Here is a 22,883-nt window from a genome sequence, read left to right as displayed (position 1 = left end):
ACGCCTGCGCAGCACCCCGCGCCCGCCGGAAGACCGACCGGAAGACTGACCGGAAGACACGTGAGAGGCCCGCCCGGGTAAATCCCGGGCGGGCCTTCGCTTTACCCTCCAGGAACGGCTCCCCTGCGGCCTCAGACCGCGCACCTCGGGAGCGGGCCCCGGACGGGCCTTTTATCCCGCCTAGACCCTGCTACCGCGCTTGAGCCCCGCGACCAGGCCCACGCCGACGACGGCGAGAACTGCCTGCATCACGAGCTCGATCCAGTCGATGCCGGGCGTCGTCTGCACCCCCATCACCTGCGCGATCATCGTGCCGATGAGGGCGGCGACGATGCCGACGACGACGGTGAGGATCCACCCGATGGCCTGCCTGCCGGGAAGCAGCAGACGACCGATTGCGCCAATCACGGCGCCAATCACGATGGCGCCAAGGATGGATTCGATGGTCATGACATGAAACCTCCCCGTGAGGGTGAGCGGTTCACTCTCACGGGGAGGTCGCTACCCGATCTACGGCGATTATGCGCGGATTTGACGAACGGCCGGGTCTCCGCAGGTCAGACCTGCGTTCTCCCGGAACGACCACGCCCCATGCCCATGCGCGTCACGAGGAGCACACCGATCACTGCCAGGGCCAGCTGGAGGATGTGCTCGATCCAGTCGATCCCTCTCGTGTCGGCCCAGCCGGCCGCCTGTGCGATCAGCGTGCCGATGAGGGCGGCCACGATGCCGACGATGAGGGTCAGCCAGATGGACATGTTCTGCTTGCCGGGCACTATCAGCCGGGCCAGCGCGCCGACGATGGCGCCGATGACTATCGCGGAAACGATCGCGCCGATCATGTGCAGCTCCCCCCGAGACGTTCACATGTCGTGGGGATAACTACCCTCCGAGACGACAAACTACCCAAAAGGGAAGGCGGCGGTCCGTACCGCGCCAGTGACGAACCGCCGCCTCCGACTAGGCGGGCTTCGGGCGACGACCCGCCAGGACACCCTCACGTATCCCGACGTAGGACGCCCGGCTCTCAGGAAAGGTTGACCACGAGGGCGGTCGCGATCGCCGCGATTCCCTCTCCACGGCCGGTCAGCCCCAGCCCGTCGGTCGTGGTGGCGGAGACGCTCACCGGCGCCCCCACAGCGGCGCTGAGCGCCTTCTCGGCCTCCGTACGGCGCGGCGCCAGCTTGGGCCGGTTGCCGATCACCTGGATGGCCACGTTGCCGATCTCGTAGCCGGCGGCGCGCACCTGGCGCGCGGTCTCCTCCAGCAGCACGGCCCCCGACGCGCCGGCCCAGCGCGGGTCGGCGGTGCCGAACAGCCCGCCGAGGTCGCCGAGCCCGGCGGCGGACAACATCGCGTCGCAGGCCGCGTGGGCGGCGGCGTCGCCGTCAGAGTGACCGTCGAGCCCGCCCTCGCCCGGCCAGTGCAGGCCCGCGAGGTGGAGCTCACGCCCGGAGGCGTCCGAAGCGAACGGGTGGACGTCGACACCGACGCCCACCCGGGGAAGATTCGTGTTCAGGAGTTGAGAACCTCGTCGAGCAGGGCCTCAGCCTTGTCCTCGTTGGTCTTCTCGGCGAGCGCGAGCTCGCTGACGAGGATCTGGCGCGCCTTGGCGAGCATGCGCTTCTCGCCGGCGGACAGGCCACGCTCACGGTCACGCCGCCACAGGTCGCGAACCACCTCGGCGACCTTGTTCACATCGCCCGAGGCGAGCTTCTCGAGATTGGCCTTGTAGCGACGAGACCAGTTGGTCGGCTCCTCGGTGTGCGGCATGCGAAGGACATCGAAAACCCGTTCAAGGCCTTCCTGGCCGACAACATCGCGCACGCCGACGAGTTCTGCGTTTTCGGCTGGCACCTGGACGGTAAGGTCGCCCTTGTCGACCTTGAGCACCAGGTAGGTCTTTTCCTCACCCTTGATGGATCGCGTCGTGATTGCTTCGATCCGAGCAGCCCCATGGTGGGGGTAGACGACAGTGTCGCCGACCTGGAAAGTCATGTGACAAGTACCCCTTCCGCTGTACTCCAGAGTACCACGCATCCACAGCCTCCCGGAACAGTGAAATCCTCATAACTGCAGGTCAAGGGCGCATATTGGGGCTTGACAAGCTCTCAACTCTATGAATCGCATTTGCGGACATAGCGAATGACCTGCGGGGGTGTGGATATGACCTTGGATTGGGGTGGATATGGTGGGCGCTGCACATCACGCACGCGCGACACCTGCGCAAGACCAAGGAGAACCCGCCCGTGACCAGCCGTCGCTGGATTGTCGTAGCCGCCGCGTTCTTGGCAGCCCCCGTGCTCGCGGGCTGCGGGGCTGGATTCGACGCCACCACCAACAAGCCGTACGCACCCAATGAAGCCGGGGTCCTGATCGACAGCGGCGCATACGGCAAGGGCGACATTCACATCCCTCAGGCGTTCGTCCTCGGCCCCGACTCCGGGGCGCAGCTTCCCTGGCGCGGCTCGGCCCCGATCTACCTGAACATCCTCAACACCGCCGGCGCCCCCGACAGCCTCCAGGCCGTCACCGCACCCGGCATGGGCACGGTCAAGCTCGCGAGCCCGATCCAGCTCCCGAGCAACCAGCTGGTCAACACCGGCAAGCCCACGCCCCAGATCATGCTGGAGGCCATCCCCAAGAGCTTCAGGGGCGGCGAGAGCGTCAAGCTGGATCTCCAGTTCGCCAACGCCGGCACGATCTCCATGAACGTGCCCGTGGTGACGCGCAGCCGTGAGTTCGCGGCCTACCCGGCCGCTCCCGGCGCCACCCCGGCTCCCTCGCCCACCGCGACGCCCTCAGCCCCGGCCGAGGAGAGTCACTGACAGCATGCGAAAACCCTTGTCCCGGTACGCCTGGCGCGTACCGGAACAAGGGTTTTTCACTCTTCTACGGCGTCGAACTTGTAGCCCAGGCCGCGCACGGTGAGGATGCAGCGCGGGTTGGACGGGTCTGACTCGATCTTGGCGCGCAGGCGCTTGACGTGGACGTCGAGCGTCTTGGTGTCGCCCACGTAGTCGGCGCCCCAGACGCGGTCGATCAGCTGCCCGCGGGTGAGCACGCGCCCGGCGTTGCGCAGCAGCACCTCCAGCAGCTCGAACTCCTTCAACGGCAGCTGCACCTGCTCGCCGCGCACGGCGACGACGTGGCGGTCGACGTCCATGCGCACGGGGCCGACCGCGAGCACGGCCGTCTCCAGCTCCTCGGGCACGTCGCCCTGGCGGCGCAGGACGGCGCGGATGCGAGCGACCAGCTCACGCGAGGAGAACGGCTTGGTGACGTAGTCGTCGGCGCCGAGTTCGAGGCCCACGACCTTGTCGATCTCGCTGTCCTTGGCCGTCAGCATGATGACCGGGACCTTGGAGCGCTGCCGCAGCGAGCGGCACACCTCGGTGCCGGGCAGGCCCGGCAGCATCAGGTCGAGCAGCACCAGGTCGGCGCCGTTGCGGTCGAACGTCTCCAGCGCCTCCGGGCCGGTCGCCGCGACCGACACCTCGAAGCCCTCCTTGCGCAGCATGTACGACAGCGCGTCGGAGAAGGACTCCTCGTCCTCCACGACCAGCACGCGGGTCATGAGTCCTCCTTGGCCGCACTCCAGAGGGGGCGGGTTGCTTCATCGATCACGGAGCTGTCTCCAGGGGAATCGAAGGTTGTACGGGCACCGCCGTCCCGGCGAAGGCGGGCAGGCGGAGCGTGAAGGTGGAGCCGGAACCTTCCTTGCTCCAGACGGACACCTCGCCCGCGTGGGCGGCGGCGACGTGTTTGACGATGGCGAGCCCGAGCCCGGTGCCGCCGGTGGCCCGCGAGCGGGCGGCGTCGACGCGGAAGAAGCGCTCGAAGATGCGCTCCAGCGCCTCCTCCGGGATGCCGATCCCCTGGTCGCTGACGCTGATCTCCACCGAGTCACCGGCCGGTCGCACGCTGACGACCACGCGGGTGTGCTCAGGACTGTACGCGACCGCGTTGTCGATCAGATTGCGGAGGGCGGTGACGAGCAGCTCGTCGTCGCCCCAGATGCGCAGGCTCTCGGCGCCGCCGGTGACGAGCATGATGTCCTTGGCGGCGGCCTTGGTGTTGCAGTGGTCGATGGCGTCCTGGATGGCCTCGTCGATCGAGACCTGGCCGGGGGTGGGGATGGGCTCGGCGCCCTGGATCCGGCTGAGGGTGATGAGGTCCTGGATGAGGTAGTTGAGCCGGGCGGCCTCGAGCTGCATGCGGCCGGCGAAGCGGCTGACGGCCTCGGGGTCGTCGGCGGCGTCCTGGATCGTCTCGGCCAGCAGGCTCATGGCGCCCACGGGGGTCTTCAGCTCGTGGCTGACGTTGGCGACGAAGTCGCGGCGTACGGCCTCGACGCGGCGGCGCTCGGTCTGGTCCTCGGCGAGCACGAGCACCTGGCCGTACGAGCCGAGGGGGGCCACGCGGACGGCGAAGTTGGTGGTCTCCTGGCCGAACTTGTGGCCGGCGACGTCGATCTCGCTCTCGCGGATCTCGCCGTCGCGGCGTACCTGCCGGGCCAGGGCGAGGAGCTCTGCGGCCATCAGCCGGTCGCCCTTGACGAGCCCGAACGCCCGCGCGGCCGAGCTGGCGCGCAGCACGCGGTCGTGAGCGTCGAGCACCACGGCCGAGGAGGGGAGGACAGCCAGCACGGAGGCGACGCCCTGCGGCAGCGCGGCGCCCGTCTCGACGCCGTCGTCCGTCGCCATGCGGCTCGGGGCCTCGATCTGGTTGCGGTAGAACAGGACCGCCAGCGCGCCCACCACGAACCCGGCCAGGGCCGCGAAGCTCATGGCCATCTCATTCATGCCTTCGATGGTAGGCGGCGTTCCCCCAGGGACAGACCCCCTCATCAGGGGATGAACACGGCTTTCGTGGAAAGTTCATCTCGCGGTTGGAGTTCGTTCATCGATCGGCCCGTACGGTGACGGCATGCGCGACGCGTACCATGAAGAACTTGATTCGCTGACGGACAAGCTGGTGGAGATGACCCGGCTGGTCCGGTCGGCCATCTCCCGCGCCACCACGGCGCTCCTCGACGCCGACCTGCAGCTCGCCGAGAGCGTCATCTCGCGGGACGAGGAGGTGAACGCGACGTTCACCGACGTCGAGGCGTCTATCTTCGACCTGATGGCCAGGCAGCAGCCGGTGGCGGTGGACCTGCGCATGGTGATCACGGCGCTGCGCATGGGCACCGACCTGGAGCGCATGGGCGACCTCGCGGTGCACGTCGCCAAGGTGGCGCGGCTGCGTCACCCCGTCTCGGCGATCCCGCCGGAGCTGCGCTCGACCATCCTGGAGATGGGCCAGATCGCCGAGAACCTGGTCACCAAGGCCGGCAGCTGCGTGGCCTCGCGCGACGTCGAGTCCGCCTTGGAGCTGGAGCAGGACGACGACGCGATGGACCGCCTGCACCGCAGGCTGTTCAGGAGGATCCTGAGCAAGGATTGGGAGCACGGCGTCGAGCCCGCGATCGACATCACGCTGGTGGGGCGCTACTACGAGCGCTACGCCGACCATGCCGTACGCGTCGCCCACGACGTCGTGTACCTCGTCACGGGCGCCCGCCCCAGCTGACGGCGCCTGGCGTCAGTTGGGGGACGGCGGGCCTGACGTGCCGGGGCCGTCCCAGGGGTTCGTGCCGAAGCGTTCGGCCTTGTCCACGCAGTCGGGACAGACCGGCAGGTCGACGGACCTGGCGACGGCCTCGGGCGTGGCCGGGCGCAGCGAGCCGAGGGGCGTGAGACCCGGCGGGAAGCCGGTCTCGGGATCGACCAGGAAGGTCACGACCTCTTCCGGGTCGTAGCCGAAGACGCGCTTGCACGCGTAGCAGCTGCCCGTCGCCTCGGCCCGCTCGTCCGGCATCGGTCAGCGGCCCTGGTTGGCGACGGCCTCGATGGCGGCCTTGGCGGCGTCCGGGTCGAGGTATTTCCCGCCGGGGACGGTGGGCCGGTAGTGCTCGTCGAGGTCGTACACGAGCGGGATGCCCGTGGGGATGTTCAGGCCGGCGATCTCCTCGTCGCCGACGCCGTCGAGGTGCTTGACGAGCGCCCGCAGGGAGTTGCCGTGGGCGGCCACCAGCACCGTGCGGCCGGCCGCGAGGTCGGGGACGATCTCGTCGTACCAGTACGGCAGCATGCGCTCGACGACGTCCTTCAGGCACTCGGTGCGCGGCATGAGCTCCGGCGGCAGCAGGGCGTAGCGCCGGTCTCCGGCCTGGGAGTACTCGTCGCCGTCGGCGATCGGGGGCGGGGGCACGTCGTAGGAGCGGCGCCAGAGCATGAACTGCTCGTCGCCGAACTCCTCGCGGGTCTGCGCCTTGTTCTTGCCCTGGAGGGCGCCGTAGTGGCGCTCGTTCAGCCGCCAGCTGCGCTTGACCGGAAGCCACAGCAGGTCGGTCTCCTGCAGCGCCAGCTGGGCCGTCTGGATGGCCCGGGTGAGCAGGCTCGTGTGGACGACGTCCGGGCGCACCCCGGCCTCCTGGAGGAGCTTGCCGCCGCGGCGTGCCTCGTCCTCGCCCTTGACCGACAGGCTGACGTCAACCCAGCCGGTGAACAGGCCCTTCGCGTTCCAGTCGCTCTCGCCATGCCTAAGCAGCACCAAAGTCGCCATGTCGCCAATCCTATGGTTGGGGGTGCGGCTCACCGGTCGGGGTCGGCGAAGCGGGCGAAGGCCCGCAGGTTGGCGAGCGACTCGCCGCGCTTGGCGCGCCAGGCCCACTCGCGCCGGATCGACGACGCGAAGCCCAGCTCCAGCGCCCGGTCGAACCCTTCGTCGCTGTACGTCAGCACGCAGCCCAGCAGCCGGTCGATCTCCTCCTCGGTGACGGCGGCCAGTGGCACGCGGCCCACGAGGTAGACGTCGCCGACGGAGTCGAGGGAGAAGTGCACGCCGTACATCGAGCCGTTCTTGCCGAGCAGCCATCGGTAGAACTCGGCGTGGTTCTCGTCGGGCTGGCGGCAGAAGAACGCCTCGACGTGCAGCACCCGCTCCCCCACGATCAGCCAGGTCATGGTGGCGAGCTTGTGCTGCCCGGGCAGTTTGGCCAGGAACGCCCCGGGCCGTGGCTCCTCGTAGGAGACCTCCGCCGCCTTGAGCGCCGCTTCGACGACTTCGCGCATGCCGACAGGATAGGAGGTCACACGTTGATGGCCACGGGCACTTTGTGGAGGTTCGCGACGGCGCCGGCGTACACGTCCACGAGGCGCGCGGCGGTGGCCTGCCAGCCGAAGGCGGCGGCGTGCTCACGGGCGCCCCGTGAGAGCTCGTCGCGCCAGCGCGGCGCGGTGACGAAGCGGCGCAGCACACGGGCCCACACGGCGGGGTCGTGGCCGTCCACGAGCATCCCGGACACCCCGTCGCGTACGGCGGTGCGCAGCCCGCCCACCGCGGCGGCGGCCACCGGCGTGCCGCACGCCTGCGACTCCAGTGCGACCAGGCCGAACGACTCGCTGTGGGACGGGACGACGGTGACCGACGCGGCCCGGTACCAGTCGGCCAGCTCCTGCTGCGGAGCGGGCGGCACGAGCCGGAAGACGTCGGAGATGCCGAGCTCGGCGGCGAGTTCGGTGAGCAGGGCGGGCCTGGCCAGGCCGTTGCCCGACGGCCCGCCGACGCAGGCGACCACGAGGCGGCCGCGCAGGGACGGGTCGTCGGCGAGCATCCTCGCGGCGGCGCGCAGCAGCACGTCGGGGGCCTTGAGCGGCTGGATGCGGCCGACGAACAGCAGCAGGTGCGCGTCCCTCGGGAGGCCGAGGCGGCGCCGGGCGGCGAGCTGGGAGCCGGGCCGGAAGACGGAGAGGTTGACGCCGGGATTGACGACGGCGACGCGGTCCTTGGGCGCGCCGTACAGGTCGATCAGCTCGCGGGCCTCGTCGGCGGTGTTGGCCACCAGGCGGTCGGCGACGGCGACGACCTGTTCCTCGCCGATCACCCGGGCCCTCGGCTCCGGCTTGTCGTCCCGGGCGAGCAGCAGGTTCTTGACCTTGGCCATGGTGTGCATGGTGTGCACGAGCGGCACGCCCCAGCGTTCCTTGGCCAGCCAGCCGACCTGCCCCGAGAGCCAGTAGTGGGAGTGGATGACGTCGTAGTGGCCGGGGTCGTACATCGCCTCGGTGCGCAGCACGCCCGACAGGAACGCGCAGAGCTGGGCGGGCAGCTCGCCGCGGTCCAGCTCCTCGTACGGCCCCGCCGTGAGGTGGCGGACGAGGACTCCTGGGGCGAGCTCGGCCACGGGCGGCAGGTCGCGGGCGGTGGCCCGGGTGAAGATCTCCACCTCCACACCGAGCTGAGCCAGCCGTCTGGCGGACTCCACGATGTACACGTTCATGCCGCCGGCGTCGCCCGTGCCCGGCTGGTCCAGCGGCGATGTGTGCATGCTGATGGTCGCGACCCGGCTGACCCGTCGTCGCCTCACTCGACACCACCTCCGGACAATTGACAACTATTCCGATTTATTCGGCATTCCCGACAAGTAGTCCTAATGGAGGGTAGAGGGCGTTGCTATGTCCCCTCTCCGGCCGCCCACCCGGGGCTGGCAGGATGGACGGCATGCGGAAGACGGCTGTGGTGACCGGTGCGAGCAGCGGGATCGGGGAGGCGACCGCGCGTCGGCTCGCCGCCGAGGGTTTCGAGGTGGTGGCAGGCGCGCGGCGCCGCGACCGGCTCGACAAGCTGGCCTCGGAGGTGCCCGCGATCAGGCCCGTGACGCTCGACGTGACCTCCCAGGAGTCGGTGGACGCGCTGGCCTCCTCTCTCGAACGCTGTGACGTGCTGGTCAACAACGCCGGCGGCGCGCTCGGCATGGAGCCGGTGGCGCGCGGCGACGTCGGCGACTGGCAGCAGATGTACGACACGAACGTGCTCGGCTCCTTGCGCATGACCCGGGCGCTGCTCCCCGGACTCGTCGCGTCCGGCGACGGCGTGCTGGTGATGCTGACCTCGACGGCCGGGCTGTCGGCGTACGAGGGCGGGGGCGGCTACGTCGCGGCCAAGCACGCCCAGCGCTCGATGACCGAGACGCTCCGCCTGGAGCTGGTCGGCGAGCCGGTGCGGGTGGTCGAGATCGCGCCCGGCATGGTGAAGACCGAGGGCTTCGCGGTCACCCGGTTCCGGGGCGACGAGGAGCGGGCGGCCCAGGTGTACGACGGCGTGCCGGGGCCGCTGAGCTCCGACGACGTGGCAGACGCGATCGTCTGGGCGGTGACGCGGCCGGCCCACGTCAACATCGACCGCATGGTCATCAGGCCCCGCGCCCAGGCCGCCCAGCACAAGGTGCACCGCGTACGTGACTAAACCGGTCGGCGCCATCACGCGGGGGACGACCGGGCACAACCGGCTCCGGCGCGCCGACCGCTGGATCGCGGCCGTGCACGCCCCGCTCCTGCGCTCGGCGGCGCGGCCGCTCGTGGTGGACCTCGGCTACGGCGCCTCGCCCGCCACGACGCTGGAGCTGTTCACGCGGCTGCGCCGGGTGGCGCCCGGCGTGGAGGTGGTCGGCATCGAGATCGACCCGGTGCGGGTGGCGGCGGCCAAGCCGTACGAGCGGGAGGGGCTGAGCTTCCGGCTGGGCGGGTTCGAGCTGCCGGTCTCGCGCCCGCCGACGCTGGTGCGGGCCTTCAACGTGTTGCGTCAGTACGCCGAGGCCGACGCGTGGCGGTACTGGGACGTGCTCACGGGCCGGCTGGCCCCCGGCGGCCTGCTGGTCGAGGGCACCTCGTCGGAGAACGGGCGGCGGGCTGTCTGGGTGGGCCTGTCGCCGGAGGGGCCGCGGACGATCACGTTCGCGGCGCGGTTCGACGCCTTCGAGCAGCCGTCCGACCTGGCCGACCGGCTGCCGAAGACGCTCATCCACCGGAACGTCCCGGGTGAGCGGATCCATGCGTTCCTGAGCGACTTCGACCACGCCTGGGCGGTCAGCGCCGCGTACGAGGCTCATGGGCGGCGGCAGCGGTGGCTGGCCGCCGTGCGGTTCCTGTCGGTGTCGTGGCCGGTGCCGCCGCGCCCGCCGTTCGGCGGGGACGCCAGGTGGCGGCTCGGCGAGCTCACCCTGCCGTGGTCGGCCGTGGCGCCGGTTTAGAGCCGGGCCTCGAACACCGCGTACGCCGCCGCGTCGAACAGGACGAACCGCAGGTCCTCCACCTGCGTGTGCGCCTGGCGCACCGCCTCCAGGGCGATCCTGGCGGCGTCGTCCATCGGCCAGCCGTACGCGCCGGTGGAGATCGCCGGGAACGCCACCGACCGCGCCCCGAGCTCGTCGGCCACCCGCAGCGACTCGCGGTAGCACGAGGCCAGCAGCCCGGAGCGGTCCTCCGACCGGGAGTAGACCGGGCCGACGGTGTGGATCACCCACCGCGCGGGCAGCCGCCCGGCCGTCGTGGCCACCGCCTGGCCGGTGGGCAGCCCCTTGCCGAAGGGGGAGGCGCGCAACTTCCTGCACTCCTCCAGGATCTCGGGCCCGCCGCGCCGGTGGATGGCCCCGTCGACGCCGCCGCCTCCCATGAGCGAGGAGTTGGCGGCGTTGACCACCGCGTCGACCTGCTGCTCGGTGATGTCGCCCGGAACCAGCGTGATCTCCATCCCACCGACCGTGTCAGCCACGGCCGCCGGTTGGCAAGAGGGGCGCGGCCACGAGCACGTTCACGTCGAGCGAAAGCTCCCTGACGTCCTCCAGCGCCAGCCCGGCCGACTCCAGCAGCCGGGCGTACTCGGCGCGCGTACGCTCCCGGCTGGCGCCGTTGTTGACCAGCAGGTGGACGTCCCAGGCGAGGGCCGGCGCGCCCGGGTCGGACGCCGGCGGGTCGGGCACCAGCCGCTCGATCACCAGCAGGCGACCGCGCTCCCCCATGGCCGCCCGGCAGTTGGCCAGCACGCGCGTGGCCAGGTCGTCGTCCCAGTCATGCAGGATGCGCGACAGCAGGTAGACGTCGCCGCCCGCCGGGACGGCCTCGAAGAAGTCGCCCGCCGCGAACGCGCACCGCCCGGCCAGCCCCGCCTCCGCCAGCGCCGTGCGGCCGCGCTCGACCGCGCCAGGAGCGTCGAACAGCGTGCCGCGCAGGCCGGGCGCCTGCGCGAGCACGGCGGCGAGCAGCGCGCCGTCGCCGCCGCCGACGTCCACGACGTTCTCGTGCCGGGTGAAGTCGTAGACCTGCGGCACCTCGGCGAAGAACGACGACCCGCAGGCCATGGCCCGGTCGAACCGCGCGCCCATCTCCGGGTGCTCGGCGGTGTAGGCGAAGAACGGCTTGCCATAGACCTGCTCGAAGCCCGGCCGGCCCGTGGTGACGGCGTACGCGAGCGCCGCCCACGACGCGTAGAACGGGCCCGCGTAGAACAGCGCGAGGTCTGCCAGGGAGCAGGGGTGGCGGCGGGCCAGCAGCGCGCCGGCCGGCGTGAGCGCGTACGCGCCGCCGGGGGTGGTCTCCACCAGGTCGTGGCTCTCCAGCAGGCGCAGCAGGCGGGACAGCGCGCCGGAGTGCGCGCCGATCTTCTCCGCCAGCTCGGCGCAGGTCAGCGGGCGCTCGTACAACAGGTCGGCGAGGCCCAGCTGGGCCAGGGCGGCCACGGCCTGGGTGACCCAGGCGCCGGTGAGCTTGGCCAGCACGTCGCGCCGGACGGAGTCGTCAGCCATCGGCCACCAGCTCCAGCCGCCCCGGCCGGTCCGCCGGCCGGCTGAGACAGAGCACGGTACGCCCGCCGTCGTCCTCGTACGGGTTGTAGCCGGCCCGCTCGACGCCCGGGCACTCCTCGCGCGCCGGCACGAACACCTCCTGCTCCGGGCCCGCCCCCGCGGCGTGCGCGATCAGCACCGGCGGGTCGAGGCCGTGGCGGTCGGCGAGCCTGCGGCGTACGACCGTGCTCGGGCAGGTGCGCACGACCTCGAAGCCACGCTTCAGCGCCGTACGCAGGCCGGCGAACCGGTGCGGGAGGAGCATGCTCGCCGCGTGGTCGACCCGGCAGTGCCGCGTCAGCGCGGCCAGGACGGAGCCCGTGACCCCCGGCCCGCGGGCGACCATCTCCCACGTCGCCGACCGGCGCGTCAGCCGGTCGAGCCGGAGCGCGTCCTCGGGGTCCAGGTGGTCACTGACTACCATGTGTGACATCGGAGCCACGTTAAGGAGTCTCGCGCCCCGGATGCCAGCTCGACACGTTGTAGAGCTACTCTGAATGGCGTGAAGGGTCTCGGCGAGCTTGAGCGCAGCATCATGGACATCCTCTGGGCGGAGAACACCCCGCTGACCGCCCGCGAGGTCGGCAAGATGATTGCCGACCGCGACCTTGCCCCCACCACGGTCATGACCGTTCTCGACCGCCTCACCCGCAAGGGCTTCCTCCAGCGCACCCGCGACGGCCGTGCATGGCGGTACGAACCGGCAGAAAGCCGCGACGCATACATCGCCGAGCTTATGCTGGAAGCCTTGGACCTGACGGGCGACCGCTCGGCCGCCCTGACCCGCTTCGCCCAGGCCGTTTCGGGCAGGGAGGCGGAGATCCTGCGGCAAGCCCTTACGGAGCTGGAGGAAGAGTGATCACGGCAGCGGTGCTGGCAGCGCTCGCCACGGCGTGCGCGGTCGGCTCCTGGCGTTTCACGACGGCCCACTGGACCTCCCGGGCCCCCCGGCTGGCCATCATCCTCTGGCAGTCCCTGGGCGTGTCCTGGGGCCTGGCCACGACCGGCGCCATGCTCGCCTACGCCGTCCAGCCGTACGGCACCGGGGTGCTGCACGGGCTGATCGCGTTCGCCGGCGGGAAGGCTCCCGCGCAGGCGTGGGACCCGCTGCACGTGCTGGCCCTCATCGCGGGGCTGACCGCGCTGGCGGTGCTCGTCGCGGTGCTGCTCACCGCGGGCGTGCAGACGTTGCGGGCCCGGCGGCGCCACCGCATGCTGCTGCGCCTCATCGCCCACGACGATCCGGGCGTTCCCGGCGTGCGGGTGCTGGCCCACCCGGGTGCCGCCGCGTACTGCGTGCCGGGGCTGCGCTCGCAGGTCGTCGTCAGCGAGGGCGCGCTCAAGCTGCTGTCGGAGGGCGAGCTGAAGGCCGTACTGGCCCATGAGGCGGCCCACGTGCGCGAGCGCCACGACCTGGTGCTGCTGCCGTTCGCCGCGCTGCGCCGGGCGCTGCCCTGGTCGAAGGTGGTGGCCGACGCGCAGGCGCAGGTGGAGCTGCTGATCGAGATGGCCGCCGACGACCGCGCCCGCCGCTACTGCTCGCCGCGCAGGCTCGCCACGGCGCTGCTGCGCTTCGGCACGGCCGGGGCGATGCCGACCCCGCACGGCACCCTCGGCGTGCACGCCCAGCACGTCATGGCCAGGGTCGAACGGCTGGTCCAGCCCCTCCCCGAGCTCGCCGCCTCGACGCGCTACGGGTTCATCGCGCTTTCTGTGACTTTGGTCACGGCTGCGCCATTTCTCTGGGTCATCCAGCTCTAGCGCTTGCTGCCGTTAATCGCCGCGTTTGCAATTGCAAGCACAGCGCGGCAGACTGGGCATATGGCACTACCCAAAGTCGGCTCGATCGGTGAATACATCCGCGAGCAGCGGCAGCAGGCGAAGATCTCGCTGCGCCAGCTCGCAGAGGCGGCAGGGGTCTCCAATCCCTACCTCAGCCAGATCGAGCGCGGCCTGCGCAAGCCGAGCGCCGAGATTCTCAACCAGATCGCCAAGGGTCTGCGGATCTCGTCACAGGTGCTCTATGTGCAGGCGGGCCTCATCGAGGACCGCGAGCCGCCGAGCGACGTGATCGCCGCGATCAGAGCCGACGCACATCTGAGCGAACGGCAACGTCAGGTGCTGATCGATATCTATGAGTCGTTCCGTAAGGAGACGCGCGCCGAAGACGAGCAGACCTCCCAGAACGCTCGCCCCCGGCACGCCTCCGATCCGGACGACGAGCCGCTGCCGGAGGAGTATCTCGCCGCTCTTGAGCCCTATGCGGCGCCCTCGAGCAACGGCAACGTCACCCAGGAAACCAAGGAAGGTTAACCCATGACGCTCGCCACCGAGGTCAAGAAGCTGACCGATTCCAAGCCGTTCTACGCCGTCGCCGGCGCCGGCGACTTCGCCGTGGAGAAGCTGCGTGAGCTGCCCGAGCAGCTGCAGAAGCTCCAGTCGCGCCGCTTCGAGCTGACCAAGGAGCTGCCAGGCAAGGCCCGCGAATACGCCGACAAGGCCGAGGGCATCGCCCGGGAGTTCCCCGACAAGGCTCGCGAGTACGCCGACCAGCTCACCCAGAAGGCCACCGAGGTCTACGAGGACTTCGCGACCCGTGGCCGCCGGGTCGTGAGCAAGACGACCGGCGAGGCCGCCCTTGAGCTGGAAGAGGTGTCGGAGGCCGCCGAGCCGCCCGCCGCCAAGCCCGTCCAGCCGGCGAAGAAGAACACCCGCACCACGAAGGCCGCCAAGGCCTGACCGGAGCACGAGGCCCGTCTCCCGCCGGGAGACGGGCCTTTCCGTTCGGGGGTGCCCGCCTGTCGGGGGCGCCCATTAGGCTGAAGCCGACTTCATCGCGGCGTTGGGCGGAGCCAACAACATGAATCTGATCAACGGTGTCTTCAACCTCCTGTTCCTGGTGCTCGCCGTCGTCATCTTCGGCATGTCGATCTACGCGCTCGTGCACGCCCTCCGGGTGCCGACGCCCGCGTTCGTCTCGGCGGGCAAGCTCCAGAAGAACATCTGGCTGCTGATCCTCGCCCTCGCCACGCTCTTCTCCGGCGGCGGCGCATGGGGCTACTTCAACGCGTTCCTGGTCGTCGGCAGCCAGGCCTTCCTCGGCATCGGCATCGGCATCTTCTCGATCCTGGCCGTCATCGCGGCCACCGTCTACATCGTCGACGTCAAGCCGGCGGTCAAGGGCATGGGCGGCCGGGGCAACAGCGGCCCCTACGGGCCCTGGTGACGGCTCAGGCCAGCTCGGCGGCCAGCCAGGCGGCGATCAGCTCGTGCCCGGCGTGCGTGGGGTGCACGCCGTCGGGCAGCGCCGCCGCCGGCGGCCAGCGCCGGGTCATCGGGTCGGCGAACGGCACGCCGCCGTCCTGAGCCGCCTCCGCCAGCACGTCACGCACCGCGTATGCCTTCCTGGGCGGCTCGCCCATGAACAACGGCCCGACCACGACGACGTCGGTGCCGGGCCAGTGGGCCCGCACCTTCGCCAGCAGCCGGTCGGCGGCGGCGCGTACCCTGGCCGCGCTCCAGCGCCGGTCGTTGTGACCGCCGGAGATGACCAGCAGGTCGGGCGCGGGGCGCCAGGCCAGCTCCACCTCGAACGACCGCTGGAACGTCCTGCCCACCCGCCCCTTGTTGACGTAGCCGGTGCCGCTCGCTCCCGCGATGACCGGGCGGGCGCCCATCAGGCGGGCGGTCTCCGACGCGTACGTCTGCGACGGCGGCACGGGCCCGGAGCCGACGGTGAAGCTGTCGCCGAGGAACATCATCACCCGCGGTGCGGGCTCGACGGCCGGCGGTTCGGCCCGGCCACATGCCGACATCGTCAGAAATAGCGCCAGAAATAGCGCCAGAAATAGCGCCAGAAATAGCGCCAGAACGGCGGCGCCGGGTGGGATTCGCGGACCAATCCTCCAGCCACGCATGACCACCCCGGGCACTAGGCTGCCGACATGACCTACGACCTCCACGGACGCACCCAGCGATTGGAACTGTCTGACCAGAACCTGCGCGACTTCGAAGCCGTCGTCCTGGACGCGACGCCGGAAGGGATCGTGCTGAGCAGGTCGGCATTCTATCCGGGCGGGGGTGGCCAGCCGGCGGATCACGGCGTGTTGATCTGGCAGGGCGTGGAGACCCGCGTCGTGGGGGTACGCAAGGGCGACGACCTGGAGCTGATCCCGGCCGAGGGCGACCCGGTCCCGCCGGTCGGCACCGTGGTCAGGGCCGCAGTGGCCGACGCCCGGCGCTCGGCGCTCATGCGCACCCACTCCGGCCTGCACGTGCTGTGCGGCGTGGTCTTCCGCGACTACGGCTGCCTCGTCACCGGCGGCAACATGGACGAGATGAGCGCCCGGATGGACTTCAACCTGCCCGAGGTGCCGCCGGGGTTCAAGGAGGCCGTCGAGGACGCCTGCAACGCCGAGATCGTCGCCGACCGGCGCATCGACGTGCGGGTGCTGCCGCGCGCGGAGGCGTTCGCGATCCCCGACATCATCCGCACGGCCACCAACCTCGTGCCGGAGACCGTCCAGGACGTGCGCATCGTCGACATCGTCGGCCTCGACACCCAGGCCGACGGCGGCACCCACGTGGCCTCCACCAAGCAGATCGGACGCATCAAGGTCGCCAAGATCGAGAGCAAGGGCCGCGGCTTCCGCCGCCTGCGCATCCAGATCTCCGACTGATCACCGGTCGTGGACGCCGACCCACCACGCGCCCTCCCGGGGGGACGGACGGCGCGGAGCTCTGGCTGTCGAGACGGTTGCCCTGCCGGGGGCCGCACCGTGCGAAATCACGCCACTGGCCGGGCTCGTCCACCGAGCGCACCAGCAGCCACGCCTCCGGGTCGGCGCAGCGGACGGCCCAACCGGTCTGGACGCTGGTCGGTCTGAAGGTGACGAGCACGCCCTTCCCCACCGTCCGGTGGAGCTCATGGATCAGTGACAGACGCTCCTCGCGGAGCCCTTCCAGCGTCTGCGGCAGTTCGAGCCCGCTCTCGCCCGCGCCGACGAAGCCGGGCCGGGCGCCTCGCCGTACAGGCCGGGCAGGACGGCGGCGCCCGCCGTTAGCGCGGTCAGCGCACCCGCGGCCGGCGCGACGGCCGTGGCCGCCCGCCTGCGGCGGCGGCCCCGCCGCCCAGCCGGGCGATCTCCCCGACGTCAGGCAGGAGCCACCGCTCGCGGCTGCTCCGCTCTTCCAGGGCGGTACGCAGGTCGTCCTCGGTGTACCGGGCCATCACACGACCGCCATGTTCAGATCCCTGAGAAAGAGATCAACCCGCGGGCGTGCCGGCGCCCGGCCGAGCTGCGATTCCGGTGACCGCGCTAGCCGATCACTTCCGCCAGGCCGTCCAGGAGGCGGGTGAGGCCGAATTCGAAGAGGCGGTCGAGGTCGAAGTCGAAGTCGCCCAGTTCGTGCAGGAACGCGGCGAAGGCGGGGGAGGTGCCCGACTCGCTGATCGCCCGGATGCGTTCCTCCTGCGTGCTCATCCACTCCTCGTCCGTGAGGCCGGTGGCGGCGTGGGCCTGGCGTTCCTGCTCGACGTTGGCGGCGATGGCGAGCACGTAGCTGTAGAGCAGGATGTTGACGTACATCTTGGTCGCGGGGTCGAGCCGGGTGCCGGCCAGGGCGCTCATCATCCACTCCGAGTGCTGCAACAGCGCGGGTGAGGCCAGCGGGCGGTGCAGTGAGGTGACTCCGGCCATCCACGGGTGCTCGTGATGGGCCGCCCACAACACGCGCGCCGAGGTCTCCAGGCAGGCGCGCCAGCCGTCCGGCCGCTCGGGCGGCAGCGGGAACGCCTCGATCACCGCGTCGACCATCAGCAGGAACAGCTCGTCCTTGCCTGTGACGTGCCGGTAGAGGGACATGGTGGCCATGCCGAGCCGGTCGGCGACGCGGCGCATGGTGACCTCGGAGAGCCCTTCGGCGTCGGCGATCGCGACGGCCGCCCGGACGATGCGCTCCCGTACGTCCTCGTTCCCGGAAATCTTGGGACGTTGGCCTGCCTTCTGACGCGCAGGGGCCTCCGGTGCGGCGGGCCGGTCGGCGACGACCGTGCCGACGCGGGGCTCGGCGGTCACGACGCCCTCCCTGGCCAGGACGGCGAGGGCCTTGGTGGCCGTGGCGAGGGCGACGTTCCAGTCGCGGGCGAGCTGACGGGTGGACGGCACCCGCTCCCCCGGGCGCAGCCGGCCCTCGCTGATGCGCCGCTTGATGTCGGCCACGATGCGGGCATAGGGCGGGGTACTCACGCGAACCTCCTGTACTAGTACAGATCCCTCAAGCATACCCTTGCTCCCCACTGTATGTACTGCGTACATTCACATATGCGTACAACGTCAACAAACGAGGGGCACAACGATGAAGGTCCTCATCTCCGGTTCGGGCGTCGGCGGGGCCACCCTGGCCCACTGGCTGCGACGGTACGGTCACGACGTGACGGTCGTGGAACGGGCCCCGGCCCCCCGCAGCGGCGGCCAGGCCATCGACGTCAGAGGCGCCGCGCTCACCGTGGCCGCCAGGATGGGCATCCTGGAGCGGATCAGGGAGCTGCGCACGACCATGCGCGGCATGTCCATGGTGGACACCGACGGCAACGAGATCATGCGCGACGAGGAGGGCACGCTCAGCGCCGGCCGCTTCGACAGCCCCGACCTCGAGATCATGCGCGACGACCTCACCGGCATCCTGACCGAGGTCTCCGACGCCGAACACGTCTACGGCGACTCGATCGCCACGCTGACGCAGGACGGCGACGTGACGTTCGAGAGCGGGCGGCACGACCGCTACGACTACATCGTGGGTGCCGACGGCCTGCACTCCGTCGTCCGGCAGCTGACTTTCGGCGACGAGTCACAGTTCGTCCACCACCTCGGCACGTACCTCTCGATCTTCAGCGCCGACAACTTCCTCGGCCTCGACCACTGGCAGACCTGGTTCAACGAGGGCGAGGCGGGCGGAGCCCTCTTCAGCGACCGCGACAGCACACAGATGCGCGTCAACCTGGGATTCCGCTCCGAGCCGATCGTGTACGACCACAACGACGTCGGCCAGCAGAAGCGGCTCGTCGAGGAGCGCTGCCAGGGCGTGTACGAGGCCTCCCGCCTGCTGGAGGCGATGCGGAAGGCCGACGACTTCTTCTTCGACTCCATGGCCCAGGTGCGCATGGAGCACTGGACGAAGGGCCGGGTCGCGCTGCTGGCCGACGCCGGCTACTGCGCCTCTCCGCTGTCGGGTCAGGGCACGAGCCTGGCCATGGTGGGGGCGTACGTGCTGGCGCAGGAGCTCGGCCGTGACTCTGAGCCGGGGTTCGGCCGCTACGAGGAGCGCATGCGCCCGTTCGTGACGGCGAACCAGGCGCTCGCCTTCGAGAACCCCGGACAGGGCGCGTCGCAGGAGAGCGTCCAGCGGGCGGCGAATGCGATCTCGCTGGACTGACGGTACGAACCGATACCATGTGCCGCCATGACGGGTATCAGACTCACTCTGGCCGCCTTAGTGGCCGGCGCTCTGACGGTGACCGCCGCCCCCGCCTCAGCGGCGGAGGCAGGGATCACGGACGAGGTGACGATGACCCTCGGCAAGGACGGCACCCTCCACGTGGTCGAGAAGATCACCGGGGCGTCGGGCGGGCTGAAGCGGACCTTCATCACGCGCACCCGCTACGACGACACCACCGACCGCGTCTACGAGATCGCGAACGTCAAGGGCGGCACCCTCGACGGCGACGTGCTCACCGTGGCAGGCCAGACCGTCGAATACGACGTCAAGGGGGCGGTCACGAGCTCGGGCGGCGTCGAGGAGCTGCGCTGGTTCGCGGTGAACGGCTGGAACCAGCCGGTCACCAAGGCCACCGTCCGGGTCGACGGCCCAGGCCAGGTGCAGAACCTGTCGTGTTTCGCCGGTGAGCTGACCTCCGCCGTCGGCTGCACGTCCGCCTCGATGGACCACTCGGCCACCCGGGCCGACTTCGAGCAGGAGAACCTCGCGCCCGGCCAGGCCCTCACCGTCGTCGTCGGGTACCCGGAGGGCTCCAGCGACGGCGAGCCGATCTTCGACAAGCGCTTCTCGCTGGCCGCCGCGTTCACGCTCGACGCCGTCACCGGCGGCGCGCTGGCCGGACTGCTCGTGCTGCTGCTCGGTGGCGTCACCCTGCTCTACTGGACGCGCGGCCGCGACGCGCGGGTGGCCGGCCATGAGAGCGACGGAGTCCCCCCGGTGCAGAACGGGCACTTCTCGCCGCCCGACGGGGTGCGGCCCGGCCAGATCGGCACACTCGTCGACGAGCAGGCCGACGTCGTCGACGTGACCGCCACGATCGTCGACCTCGCCGTACGCGGCTACCTGCGCATCGACGAGCAGCCGCGCGAGACGTACGACGCGCCCGACTGGGTGCTGGTCAAGATGCCGAACGCGCCGGTCAACGCGCTGCTGCCGTACGAACGGGCGCTCTACGACGCGGTCTTCGACGGGCGCGACGCGGTCCCGCTGTCGCAGTTGTCCGGCTCGTTCGCGGCCCACCTGGGCAAGGTGCGCGACGCGCTCTACACCGACGTGGTGCGGCAGGGCTGGTTCGCCCGCCGTCCCGACACCGAGCGCACCCGGTGGACCACGATCGGCGTGGTGCTCATCGGCGCCGGGCTGCTGGCCACCGTGGCGCTGGCCTGGTTCACCACGTACGGGCTGCTCGGCCTGGCCGTGGTGATCGCGGGCGGCGCGCTGGCGGTCGGCGGCCAGTACATGCCGGCCAAGACCGCCAAGGGCTCGGCGGCGCTGGCCCACACGCTGGCCTTCCGCCAGTACCTGTTCTCCGGCGAGCTGGGCGAGGTGCCCGAGCAGCACCGGGTGGAGCTGTTCTCCCGCTACCTGCCGTACGCCGTGATCTTCGACGGGGTGGAGCACTGGTCGCGCGTGGTGGCCTCCGTCACCGGAAACGGCCACCAGGCCGACAACCTGTACTGGTACCACGGGCCGGCGGAGTGGGACCTGTCCAAGTTCGCCGGGTCGATGCGCACGTTCACCACGACGACCTCGGGCGCCATCTCCGCCACCCGGCAGTTCCGCTCCCTTTAACGCAACCGCAGCTCGCCGACGGGGCGTCCGCCGCCGAGCACGGGCGGATTGGCCAGCTCGGCGAGCTCCGGCGCGTCCAGGCCGAGCGAGCGCAGCGCCGCCACGGTGACGGGCACGCGGGCACGCGGGGAGCCGTCCTCGATCTTGACGGTGCCCGCGCGCCCGTCCTCGAACGCGAACGCGTCGAACGCCTCCGCCCCCGCCTTCAACATGAGCCCCGGGATCGCCCGCATCAGCTTGGCCTCGGGGCGGTCGGTGCCCGACGTCCACTCGGGGTAGGTGCGCATCGCGTCGAAGATCTGGCGTTCGAAGGAGTCCTCCGCCGACAGCGGGAACGCGCGGAACGCCTTCGTCACCCCGAGCATCGACACGAAGAACAGCGGCGCGCCGCAGCCGTCCACGCCGGAGGCCGCGACCCGCTCGCCGGTGAGCTCCTCCACCGTCTCGCGGATGGCCCGCTGCAGCGGGTGCGCCGGCTCCAGGTACGTCGTCAGCGGCCAGTCGTTCTGCGCACAGGTGGCCACCATGGCGGCGTGCTTGCCGGAGCAGTTCATGTAGACGCGGCCGCGTTCGGTCACCGCCCGGTCGAACGGGTAGTCCTCGGGACACTGCAACGCCGACTCGTCCAGCCCGGCGCCCGCGAGGATCTTCCGTACCCCGTCCACGTGGAACGGCTCCCCGGAGTGGGAAGCGCAGGCCAGCGCGAGCAGCTCGCCCTCCAGGCGCAGGCCGCTGCGCAACATGCCGAGCAGCTGCAACGGTTTCATCGACGACCGCGGCGAGGCGGGCACGTGCACCGCACCCCTCGTCTCCACCGGGCGCCCCTGGGCGTCAACCGTCAGCACACGGGCGTGGTGGGTGGACTCCACGAACCCGGATCGGACAACTTCCACAATCATCGACATATCGCGTCCCCTTTCGGCATGAGTCTACGGACGGTCCTCGCAGGGTTTCGCGTGGTCCAGAATGGGATGCCATGCGGGCAGTCGTACAACGAGTCAGTTCGGCGTCGGTCGAGGTCGAGGGGCGCACGGTCGGGGCCGTCGCCGAGCCCGGCCTGCTCGTCCTGGTGGGCGTCACTCACACCGACACACGCGCCGAGGCCGCCAAACTCGCCGCCAAGCTGTGGGGGCTGCGCGTCCTGCACGGCGAGAAGTCCTGCTCGGACGTGTCGGCGCCGCTTCTGGTGATCAGCCAGTTCACCCTGTACGGCGACGCCCGCAAGGGCCGGCGCCCCACCTGGCAGGCCGCCGCCCCGGGCCCGGTCGCCGAGCCGCTGGTGAACGCCGTAGTGGAGGAGCTGCGTTCATTGGGCGCCCACGTGGAAACCGGCGTCTTCGGCGCCGACATGAAGGTCTCGCTGGTCAACGACGGCCCCATCACCCTGGTCCTCGACGTATGACCCCCGTCGCACTCCGGCCGAGGTCCGCTGCGGAGGCGGTGGGCGTGGTCCTCAGGCTGCGTGCCGGTAGGCGGTGTAGGTGAGATAGCCGGCATCGCCGCCCTCGTACCACGTGGACTGGTCGTGCGGCGCGATCGGTAGCCCCTGGCGCAGCCGTTCCACGAGGTCGGGGTTGGCGATGAAAGCGCGGCCGAAGCTGATCAGGTCGGCGCCGAGCCCCAGCCAGTGATCAGCGGCCGCCTTGTCCGACTGCCGCGGGCTCGTCGGGGAGGACGGGTTGACGATGAGCGTGCCGGGCCAGGCCTTGCGGAGCTCGACCAGCACGTCCTCGTCGGTGGTGGCCTCGATGTGGATGTAGGCCAGGTCGAGCGGGGCCAGCTCGGCGAGCAACGCGCCGTACATGGCGGGAACGTCGGTGTCCTCGGCGCCCCAGATGCCCGCGCCGGGCGAGAGCCGCAGACCTGTCCGGTGGCCGCCCACCGCCTCGACGGTCATGGAAACCGCCTCCACCGCGAACCGGATCCGGCCCGCGATCGATCCGCCGTACGCGTCGGTGCGAAGGTTGGCGGTGCTGGAGAGGAACTGGGCGATGAGGTACCCGTTCGCGCCGTGCAGTTCCACGCCGTCGAAGCCGGCGTCGACGGCCCGGAGGGCGGCCTCGGCGTACGAACGCGCCTGCTCGGGCACCTCGGCGGCGTCCAGCTCCCGGGGGACGGGGGCAGGCTGGGGCCCGGTCGGGGTGAACAC

Annotated in this window: 31 protein-coding genes; 13 read left to right on the top strand and 18 right to left on the bottom strand. The window is 70.8% G+C overall.

Annotated elements, in window-relative coordinates; translation table 11 throughout:
* Positions 1 to 180: 180 nt before the first annotated feature.
* The 4 genes from E1286_RS33350 to E1286_RS33335 all read right to left on the bottom strand — a co-directional run bounded on the left by E1286_RS33350 (position 181) and on the right by E1286_RS33335 (position 1,998).
* Positions 181 to 450, bottom strand: a complete 270-nt coding sequence (locus E1286_RS33350) for a GlsB/YeaQ/YmgE family stress response membrane protein (protein WP_132618880.1) — start codon at positions 448 to 450, stop codon at positions 181 to 183.
* 107 nt (positions 451 to 557) lie between these two features.
* Positions 558 to 842: a GlsB/YeaQ/YmgE family stress response membrane protein gene (locus E1286_RS33345; protein ID WP_111184631.1), complete on the bottom strand. Its 285-nt coding sequence runs from the start codon at positions 840 to 842 to the stop codon at positions 558 to 560.
* 185 nt (positions 843 to 1,027) lie between these two features.
* Positions 1,028 to 1,498, bottom strand: coding sequence for a 2-C-methyl-D-erythritol 2,4-cyclodiphosphate synthase (gene ispF / locus E1286_RS33340; RefSeq protein WP_132618878.1), 471 nt, complete (start codon positions 1,496 to 1,498; stop codon positions 1,028 to 1,030).
* Between the two features lie 17 nt (positions 1,499 to 1,515).
* The gene (locus tag E1286_RS33335) at positions 1,516 to 1,998 is read right to left on the bottom strand and encodes a CarD family transcriptional regulator (protein ID WP_020544658.1); all 483 of its coding nucleotides are present in this window, start codon (positions 1,996 to 1,998) and stop codon (positions 1,516 to 1,518) included.
* A 251-nt stretch (positions 1,999 to 2,249) separates the two neighbouring features.
* On the opposite strand from E1286_RS33335, the gene E1286_RS33330 reads away from it, so the two are divergent.
* On the top strand, positions 2,250 to 2,828 hold the full coding sequence (locus tag E1286_RS33330; protein ID WP_246075426.1) for a copper chaperone PCu(A)C domain-containing protein: 579 nt from the start codon (positions 2,250 to 2,252) through the stop codon (positions 2,826 to 2,828).
* A 56-nt stretch (positions 2,829 to 2,884) separates the two neighbouring features.
* Here the strand turns inward: E1286_RS33330 and E1286_RS33325 are convergent, their stop codons facing one another.
* A complete protein-coding gene (locus E1286_RS33325; RefSeq protein ID WP_111184628.1) occupies positions 2,885 to 3,577 on the bottom strand; it encodes a response regulator transcription factor in 693 nt (230 codons plus the stop codon).
* Positions 3,578 to 3,623: 46 nt separating this feature from the next.
* On the bottom strand, positions 3,624 to 4,796 hold the full coding sequence (locus tag E1286_RS33320) for a sensor histidine kinase (RefSeq protein WP_132618884.1): 1,173 nt from the start codon (positions 4,794 to 4,796) through the stop codon (positions 3,624 to 3,626).
* A 133-nt stretch (positions 4,797 to 4,929) separates the two neighbouring features.
* On the opposite strand from E1286_RS33320, the gene phoU reads away from it, so the two are divergent.
* A complete protein-coding gene (phoU, locus tag E1286_RS33315) occupies positions 4,930 to 5,574 on the top strand; it encodes a phosphate signaling complex protein PhoU (protein WP_132618876.1) in 645 nt (214 codons plus the stop codon).
* 12 nt (positions 5,575 to 5,586) lie between these two features.
* Here phoU and E1286_RS33310 read toward each other — a convergent pair whose 3' ends face one another.
* From E1286_RS33310 to mshA, 4 genes are read right to left on the bottom strand one after another with little or no spacing between them, the layout of a single operon-like run.
* Positions 5,587 to 5,862 carry a hypothetical protein gene (locus E1286_RS33310; protein WP_132618874.1) on the bottom strand — a complete coding sequence of 92 codons (276 nt, stop codon included), beginning with the start codon at positions 5,860 to 5,862 and terminating at the stop codon, positions 5,587 to 5,589.
* 3 nt (positions 5,863 to 5,865) lie between these two features.
* The gene (locus E1286_RS33305) at positions 5,866 to 6,609 is read right to left on the bottom strand and encodes a phosphoglyceromutase (protein WP_132618872.1); all 744 of its coding nucleotides are present in this window, start codon (positions 6,607 to 6,609) and stop codon (positions 5,866 to 5,868) included.
* Between the two features lie 29 nt (positions 6,610 to 6,638).
* The gene (locus E1286_RS33300; RefSeq protein ID WP_132618870.1) at positions 6,639 to 7,118 is read right to left on the bottom strand and encodes a type III secretion system chaperone family protein; all 480 of its coding nucleotides are present in this window, start codon (positions 7,116 to 7,118) and stop codon (positions 6,639 to 6,641) included.
* A gap of 17 nt (positions 7,119 to 7,135) precedes the next feature.
* The gene (gene mshA / locus E1286_RS33295; protein WP_132618882.1) at positions 7,136 to 8,374 is read right to left on the bottom strand and encodes a D-inositol-3-phosphate glycosyltransferase; all 1,239 of its coding nucleotides are present in this window, start codon (positions 8,372 to 8,374) and stop codon (positions 7,136 to 7,138) included.
* A 173-nt stretch (positions 8,375 to 8,547) separates the two neighbouring features.
* On the opposite strand from mshA, the gene E1286_RS33290 reads away from it, so the two are divergent.
* Both E1286_RS33290 and E1286_RS33285 read left to right on the top strand, forming a co-directional pair.
* The gene (locus tag E1286_RS33290) at positions 8,548 to 9,291 is read left to right on the top strand and encodes an SDR family NAD(P)-dependent oxidoreductase (RefSeq protein ID WP_132618868.1); all 744 of its coding nucleotides are present in this window, start codon (positions 8,548 to 8,550) and stop codon (positions 9,289 to 9,291) included.
* Entirely contained in the window at positions 9,284 to 10,075 is a 792-nt protein-coding gene (locus tag E1286_RS33285; protein WP_132618866.1) for a class I SAM-dependent methyltransferase, read from the top strand. Before E1286_RS33290 ends, E1286_RS33285 begins: the two co-directional genes overlap by 8 nt.
* Here E1286_RS33285 and E1286_RS33280 read toward each other — a convergent pair.
* From E1286_RS33280 to E1286_RS33270, 3 genes are read right to left on the bottom strand one after another with little or no spacing between them, the layout of a single operon-like run.
* Entirely contained in the window at positions 10,072 to 10,575 is a 504-nt protein-coding gene (locus E1286_RS33280; protein ID WP_132618864.1) for an O-acetyl-ADP-ribose deacetylase, read from the bottom strand. The genes E1286_RS33285 and E1286_RS33280 overlap by 4 nt on opposite strands.
* Positions 10,576 to 10,588: 13 nt before the next feature.
* Positions 10,589 to 11,626 carry a methyltransferase gene (locus E1286_RS33275; RefSeq protein WP_132618862.1) on the bottom strand — a complete coding sequence of 346 codons (1,038 nt, stop codon included), beginning with the start codon at positions 11,624 to 11,626 and terminating at the stop codon, positions 10,589 to 10,591.
* A complete protein-coding gene (locus tag E1286_RS33270; RefSeq protein WP_132618860.1) occupies positions 11,619 to 12,098 on the bottom strand; it encodes a hypothetical protein in 480 nt (159 codons plus the stop codon). Before E1286_RS33270 ends, E1286_RS33275 begins: the two co-directional genes overlap by 8 nt.
* A 69-nt stretch (positions 12,099 to 12,167) precedes the next feature.
* On the opposite strand from E1286_RS33270, the gene E1286_RS33265 reads away from it, so the two are divergent.
* The 5 genes from E1286_RS33265 to E1286_RS33245 all read left to right on the top strand — a co-directional run bounded on the left by E1286_RS33265 (position 12,168) and on the right by E1286_RS33245 (position 14,891).
* Positions 12,168 to 12,524 carry a BlaI/MecI/CopY family transcriptional regulator gene (locus E1286_RS33265; protein ID WP_132618858.1) on the top strand — a complete coding sequence of 119 codons (357 nt, stop codon included), beginning with the start codon at positions 12,168 to 12,170 and terminating at the stop codon, positions 12,522 to 12,524.
* Complete coding sequence (locus E1286_RS33260; RefSeq protein ID WP_132618856.1) at positions 12,521 to 13,426, top strand: M56 family metallopeptidase; 906 nt, start codon at positions 12,521 to 12,523, stop codon at positions 13,424 to 13,426. Before E1286_RS33265 ends, E1286_RS33260 begins: the two co-directional genes overlap by 4 nt.
* A gap of 60 nt (positions 13,427 to 13,486) precedes the next feature.
* Positions 13,487 to 13,978 carry a helix-turn-helix transcriptional regulator gene (locus E1286_RS33255; RefSeq protein WP_132618854.1) on the top strand — a complete coding sequence of 164 codons (492 nt, stop codon included), beginning with the start codon at positions 13,487 to 13,489 and terminating at the stop codon, positions 13,976 to 13,978.
* A gap of 3 nt (positions 13,979 to 13,981) precedes the next feature.
* Complete coding sequence (locus E1286_RS33250) at positions 13,982 to 14,404, top strand: hypothetical protein (RefSeq protein WP_132618852.1); 423 nt, start codon at positions 13,982 to 13,984, stop codon at positions 14,402 to 14,404.
* Positions 14,405 to 14,525: 121 nt separating this feature from the next.
* Entirely contained in the window at positions 14,526 to 14,891 is a 366-nt protein-coding gene (locus E1286_RS33245) for a DUF2516 family protein (protein WP_111185025.1), read from the top strand.
* Positions 14,892 to 14,895: 4 nt separating this feature from the next.
* Here E1286_RS33245 and E1286_RS33240 read toward each other — a convergent pair whose 3' ends face one another.
* A complete protein-coding gene (locus tag E1286_RS33240) occupies positions 14,896 to 15,480 on the bottom strand; it encodes an SGNH/GDSL hydrolase family protein (protein WP_132618850.1) in 585 nt (194 codons plus the stop codon).
* A gap of 129 nt (positions 15,481 to 15,609) precedes the next feature.
* Here E1286_RS33240 and E1286_RS33235 point away from each other — a divergent pair, with 129 nt between their 5' ends.
* The gene (locus tag E1286_RS33235) at positions 15,610 to 16,344 is read left to right on the top strand and encodes an alanyl-tRNA editing protein (RefSeq protein WP_132618848.1); all 735 of its coding nucleotides are present in this window, start codon (positions 15,610 to 15,612) and stop codon (positions 16,342 to 16,344) included.
* A gap of 389 nt (positions 16,345 to 16,733) precedes the next feature.
* On the opposite strand, the gene E1286_RS48265 is transcribed toward E1286_RS33235, so the two are convergent.
* A complete protein-coding gene (locus E1286_RS48265) occupies positions 16,734 to 16,895 on the bottom strand; it encodes a hypothetical protein (RefSeq protein WP_165970025.1) in 162 nt (53 codons plus the stop codon).
* Between the two features lie 88 nt (positions 16,896 to 16,983).
* Entirely contained in the window at positions 16,984 to 17,913 is a 930-nt protein-coding gene (locus tag E1286_RS33230; protein WP_132618846.1) for a TetR/AcrR family transcriptional regulator C-terminal domain-containing protein, read from the bottom strand.
* A 109-nt stretch (positions 17,914 to 18,022) separates the two neighbouring features.
* Here E1286_RS33230 and E1286_RS33225 point away from each other — a divergent pair, with 109 nt between their 5' ends.
* Positions 18,023 to 19,099 (top strand): FAD-dependent monooxygenase, encoded by a 1,077-nt coding sequence (locus E1286_RS33225; protein ID WP_132618844.1) that lies wholly within the window; start codon positions 18,023 to 18,025, stop codon positions 19,097 to 19,099.
* 27 nt (positions 19,100 to 19,126) lie between these two features.
* Positions 19,127 to 20,734 carry a DUF2207 domain-containing protein gene (locus E1286_RS33220; RefSeq protein ID WP_132618842.1) on the top strand — a complete coding sequence of 536 codons (1,608 nt, stop codon included), beginning with the start codon at positions 19,127 to 19,129 and terminating at the stop codon, positions 20,732 to 20,734.
* Here the strand turns inward: E1286_RS33220 and E1286_RS33215 are convergent.
* A complete protein-coding gene (locus E1286_RS33215; RefSeq protein ID WP_132618840.1) occupies positions 20,731 to 21,639 on the bottom strand; it encodes an asparaginase in 909 nt (302 codons plus the stop codon). The two genes, E1286_RS33220 and E1286_RS33215, sit on opposite strands and share 4 nt — an antisense overlap.
* 71 nt (positions 21,640 to 21,710) lie before the next feature.
* Between E1286_RS33215 and dtd the strand changes: the two genes are divergently transcribed.
* Positions 21,711 to 22,136, top strand: a complete 426-nt coding sequence (dtd, locus tag E1286_RS33210; RefSeq protein WP_132618838.1) for a D-aminoacyl-tRNA deacylase — start codon at positions 21,711 to 21,713, stop codon at positions 22,134 to 22,136.
* Positions 22,137 to 22,187: 51 nt separating this feature from the next.
* Here dtd and E1286_RS33205 read toward each other — a convergent pair.
* Positions 22,188 to 22,883, bottom strand: a 696-nt coding sequence (locus E1286_RS33205) for a beta/alpha barrel domain-containing protein (RefSeq protein ID WP_484213918.1), incomplete at its 5' end; no start/stop codon positions are given.

It is taken from the genome of Nonomuraea terrae (assembly GCF_004348995.1).
GTDB lineage: Bacteria > Actinomycetota > Actinomycetes > Streptosporangiales > Streptosporangiaceae > Nonomuraea > Nonomuraea terrae.
Note: the sequence above shows the minus strand (reverse complement) of the source record. Positions and strands in the feature narration are given on the sequence as shown.